The 4,953-nt window shown below is 39.2% G+C and carries 5 protein-coding genes; all 5 read right to left on the reverse strand.

The window, feature by feature from the left end; all coding sequences use genetic code 11:
• Positions 1–304: 304 nt before the first annotated feature.
• The gene (gene katG, locus B5X70_RS17320) at positions 305–2,482 is read right to left on the reverse strand and encodes a catalase/peroxidase HPI (RefSeq protein WP_079559163.1); all 2,178 of its coding nucleotides are present in this window, start codon (positions 2,480–2,482) and stop codon (positions 305–307) included.
• A gap of 352 nt (positions 2,483–2,834) precedes the next feature.
• Positions 2,835–3,440, reverse strand: a complete 606-nt coding sequence (locus tag B5X70_RS17325) for a hypothetical protein (protein ID WP_079559164.1) — start codon at positions 3,438–3,440, stop codon at positions 2,835–2,837.
• Between the two features lie 153 nt (positions 3,441–3,593).
• Positions 3,594–4,043 (reverse strand): hypothetical protein, encoded by a 450-nt coding sequence (locus tag B5X70_RS17330; RefSeq protein ID WP_079559165.1) that lies wholly within the window; start codon positions 4,041–4,043, stop codon positions 3,594–3,596.
• A 159-nt stretch (positions 4,044–4,202) separates the two neighbouring features.
• Positions 4,203–4,676 carry a hypothetical protein gene (locus B5X70_RS17335; RefSeq protein ID WP_143255107.1) on the reverse strand — a complete coding sequence of 158 codons (474 nt, stop codon included), beginning with the start codon at positions 4,674–4,676 and terminating at the stop codon, positions 4,203–4,205.
• Positions 4,624–4,953: hypothetical protein (locus B5X70_RS18100; RefSeq protein WP_200812621.1), on the reverse strand; the 330-nt coding region annotated here is incomplete at its 5' end. The genes B5X70_RS17335 and B5X70_RS18100, both read right to left, overlap by 53 nt.

Consider the following 4,953-nt stretch of genomic DNA (forward strand, 5'->3'; position numbering starts at 1 on the left):
CAATTTTAAGTTAAAAATTAAGGTTATTGCATTTTAGTTACCGCATGCAAATTTAACGGTGTTTTATATTGTAAAAATAGTGTTTTTTTGATTAATTAATGAGCAAAAATTATTTTAACATATGTTAAATTGATTGTCACTATAATCAAGCTTTTAATAAAACCATACTACCATATACCACCCGACTCTGGTGTTTTCAAATAGAATTTGTTTACCATGCGGGATCAACTGCCTCCAAAAAACAATTAAGGGCTTGACGTGGAGTCAAGCCCTTAATTTCAGCTTAATTTATCAAAGAATCTTTCTACAAATCAAACCGATCTGCATTCATCACTTTAACCCATGCATTTACAAAGTCTCTAACAAATTTCTCTTTGTTATCATCCTGCGCATACAGTTCGGCATAAGCCCGTAACACAGAGTTTGAACCAAACACCAAATCAACCCGGGTGGCTGTCCATTTCATCTGATTTGTCTTTCTGTCAACAATTTCATACAAATTATCTGAAACAGGCTTCCATGAGTAAGTCATGTCAGTAATATTTACAAAGAAATCATTGGTAAGAACGCCTTCTTTATCAGTTAATACGCCATGTTTGCTTCCTCCATGGTTGGTACCCAGCACACGCATACCTCCAACAAGAACGGTCATCTCAGGAGCGGTTAAACCCATGAGCTGTGTTCTGTCAAGCATCAGTTCTTCGGGTTGCACGGCATAATCTTTTTTAAGCCAGTTTCTGAAACCATCGTGAATGGGTTCAAGATCGTCAAAAGATTCGGCGTCGGTCATTTCGTCTGTAGCATCGCCCCGTCCCGGGCTAAATGGTACTTTAATGTTTACCCCGGCTTGTTGTGCAGCTTTTTCAACAGCAGCTGTACCTCCGAGTACTATCAGGTCGGCAATGCTTACTTTTTTCTGCAAGCTTTTTTGAATTTCTTCTAGTTTTGCCAATACCTTATTCAACCTTTCAGTTTCGTTGCCTACCCAATTTTTTTGGGGAGCGAGACGTATTCTTGCACCGTTGGCCCCCCCCCTGTAATCAGAACCTCTGAAAGTTCTTGCACTGTCCCACGCTGTATTGATTAGTTCTGTTTGCGACAGGCCGCTGTTGAGCAACTTCTTCTTAAGGTCTTCAACTTCTGCTTCTGTTAAGGTGTAATTAACTGCCGGAACAGGATCCTGCCAAATCAAATCTTCTTTGGGCACATCAGCTCCCAGGTAACGGCTCTTAGGACCTAAGTCACGGTGAGTCAATTTAAACCATGCACGGGCAAATACCTCTGCAAAATATTCAGGGTCTTTATGAAATTTTTCCGATATTTTCCGATACTCCGGATCCATCTTCAGAGCCATATCGGCATCTGTCATGAGTGGATTGCGACGTACACCGGGAATATGAGCATCAAAGGGTTTGTCTTCCTCTTTCATGTTAACGGGTTCCCATTGCCAAGCACCTGCGGGACTTTTTACAGACTCCCATTCGTGATTTAGTAAAAGATGAAAATAGGTATGATTCCATCTGTCGGGCTTGCTCGACCATGCACCTTCCAATCCACTGGAAACTGTATCTTCAGAATGCCCCTTTCCTTTAGGGTTTTTCCAACCAAATCCCTGCTCTTCCGGCCCAGCCTCTTCCGGACTTGGCCCCAAAACCGATGCATCGCCATTCCCGTGACACTTGCCCACTGTGTGCCCACCAGCGGTTAATGCAACGGTTTCTTCATCATTCATGGCCATTCGTTTGAATGTCATGCGCACATCCTTTGCGGTTCTTAACGGATCGGGGTTGCCATCTATCCCCTCAGGGTTTACATAAATCAAGCCCATCTGTACGGCAGCCAGTGGATTTTCAAGCGACTCACGATCCTGATCATCAGAATAGCGTGATTTTGTGGGTTCAAGCCATTCTTTCTCAGCCCCCCAGTAAATATCCTTTTCAGGATGCCAGATGTCTTCGCGTCCGCCGGCAAATCCAAAAGTTTTAAAGCCCATGGATTCATAGGCCATATTTCCGGCCAGAATCATTAAATCGGCCCAAGAGAGTTTATTGCCGTATTTTTTCTTGATGGGCCATAAAAGTCTGCGTGCTTTATCCAGATTCACATTATCAGGCCAGCTGTTGAGAGGTGCAAAGCGCTGATTGCCGGTATTACTCCCACCACGTCCATCAGCAGTACGATAGGTACCGGCACTGTGCCATGCCATCCTGATCATTAATCCACCATAGTGTCCCCAATCGGCAGGCCACCATTCCTGACTATCGGTCATTAATTTTTTTAAATCACTTTTAACTGCCTCTAAATCCAGCTTTTTAAATTCTTCCCGATAGTTAAAATCCTTACCTAAGGGATTGGTTTTGCAATCATGTTGGTGCAGAATATCCAAATTAAGCGCATTTGGCCACCAACTCATCACAGAACTTTTAGTATCCGTGTTTGCCCCGTGCATTACCGGGCATTTTCCTTTTTTTGAATTATCCATATCGATATAATTTTTCCAAAATTTAATGAATTATTATGTTTTTTCAAAACCTTTCTAAAAATGACAAATCAATTTTAAATATAATATTTAGCAAATTGTAGATCCAGATTCAACACCATCCCACATCCATATCTGTCTGATAATTAAATAAACAATGTTTAAACAAGAAATTATGTTATCGGAATCCATGGATTGAATAGCAGTATAAACGATCGTCTATAAAGAGAAGAAGTGATAGTCCCAGACATAAAAATTGAAACATGCAGGAGTAAGAAATATCAAAAAAGGTGATTTAATCACCAAGTTCACAAGACATACACAAAGGCCACAATGTTTAATACAATGGCTCAATTTAAAGTTTTACTCGAAAACCTATAGGCATTAGAGAAAAAGAGTGAAGAACACCCGCGTTCTCTATTTTTATTGTACTTAAACAATACCTGTTAACGGGCGGAAATAATAACAAAGGAGCAATATCCATTGAAAACCTCTCACTAAACCTTATATTTAAGTTAGAGCCCAAATTTACTCCCAAACCAACCCTCGCAGACTCACTGTAAAGATGGATAACTCCCACGCCTGCACCAATTTCCCAACTTAGAAATTTGAATAGTGTAGCTATTTTATAATAGGCATCTGCGCCAACAAAATACCAGTTTAAGCTGTTTTCATACGAGTTGTTTAAAGTGGGAAAAAACCCAATATAAGTTGAGTGCTCAAGAAAGTAGCCTCGCATAAACCTGTCACTCTCCTTCGTTTTGTACTCCAGTGAATTTCTGAATCCCAGAGAATTTATATTTCCATTGCCGTTTCGGTTAAACGCATTAACGTTTAATCCGGTTTGAAATGCAATGTACGAATCGCTCTTCTTCATTGGCTCCTCAGCGTTGCAGTCGGCTTGCGAATTGCAAAAGAGGAATAAAAAAATTGCAAAAAGTGTTACGATGTTAATACTCATAGCCTTAAAAGCAGTTACAATAATATATATAAAAACTAATATTGGCCGGAAAAAACCATCAACTCCCAACCACAAACCATCAACTCTCAACCATCAACTCTCAACTCCCAACCATAAACTCCCAACCCTAAACTCTAAACCCTCAAGCAATTATTAAAACACCCGACTAATTGAGGCACCCGGAATTACAAAGTAGCCGGAGCTTATACCATAATTAACCGGACAGCTAATTTGTATAGAAGTTCTACCAGAAGGTCTTTGAAATCTATACCCTGCACCAAATGAATAGTAATAAGGGTCAGAATATAATAACCTTGCACCAATAGCAGCCAATTTTATTTCAACATGATGCTGATGAAATGAGAGCAATTGGTTAATGCCTGCATTAAAAGTAAATAGTCCACCCCCAATTTCTACTGCTGTTTTATGCCGATTGTAGTTGAGTAAAATTCTTTCGTACTTAAAACTCAGAATTAATGAACTACCTCCCATCTCAACACCAATTTTATTTTTTCGTACAAAGGCATCTTCCTTTTCTTCAGCAGAAAGAGTTATTGTACTCAGAAAAAACAGTAGGACTACCGACAAACTTATATTACTCATATAAATTCTTTTAAATTAATACATCTGGAGATAAGTCAAATAAAGAATTAACTAAATGACATACTACCAATATTGCTTATATGACTGACATTGGCAAGTTTGTGACTGGTAGATGAAATTAAGGGCTTGACTTGTAGTCAAGCCCTCAGTATATACGAACTATTTATCTATCAATTCAAGAATATAGCGATACTCAGCATGTGAACCACCATGTTGAATCCGATTCTCCTCCCAATACCACCAATCAAAAAAGTCAGGTAAATTTTCATAGCTCTCAGATAAAAAATGCTCACCCGAAGCTCTCCAAATTGCAATGACTTTGGAACTATCCGATAATACAACTTTTGCTGAATCAACCTCATTGCCAATGACATCACCAAAACCATCCCTATCACAAGTTTTTAAAGACACTAACATAATAATACCTCCCTCAACTATATTATAATCTTTAGTTCCTTTGATATTTGAGCCACTAGAATATAGTGTTAACCTTACTTCATCTTTTAGTTTATTCTCAAAAGAATAATCAGCTTCCACATTGTAACAACAAGAGGAAACTACCAGAAATAATAATAGCGCACTAAAACCCCCATACGCTAAATGCCTCTTCAATTTGCTCTCTTTTGTTTCCATATCTTGATATTAATCTGTTTTTAAATTGCTCGTGACTTCTTATGTCGCTGGTTAAACAGTCGAATATTTGCTTTTGTGTTAAACCTGTATTATCGACCAAACGCCTCAGAATAAACGGTCTAAACCAATAATCCCGACCAGTAAACCTATCCCCACCATACTGCTCCGTTGCCAACAACCCACCAACATAATACCCCCACATTTCGCCAACGCCGCAAATGCCGGCATTCTTTTTGGTGGCATCGCCGTAAGAGCCGTATGTAATTATATAATTTAT

Source organism: Alkalitalea saponilacus (assembly GCF_900168165.1).
In the GTDB taxonomy this organism is placed as follows: Bacteria; Bacteroidota; Bacteroidia; order Bacteroidales; family Marinilabiliaceae; genus Natronoflexus; species Natronoflexus saponilacus.

Coding starts and splice junctions, on each gene's coding strand:
- katG (WP_079559163.1), bottom strand. CDS start 2,482: ATGGATAATTCAAAAAAAGGAAAATGCCCGGTAATGCACGGGGCAAAC.
- B5X70_RS17335 (WP_143255107.1), bottom strand. CDS start 4,676: ATGGAAACAAAAGAGAGCAAATTGAAGAGGCATTTAGCGTATGGGGGT.
- B5X70_RS17325 (WP_079559164.1), bottom strand. CDS start 3,440: ATGAGTATTAACATCGTAACACTTTTTGCAATTTTTTTATTCCTCTTT.
- B5X70_RS17330 (WP_079559165.1), bottom strand. CDS start 4,043: ATGAGTAATATAAGTTTGTCGGTAGTCCTACTGTTTTTTCTGAGTACA.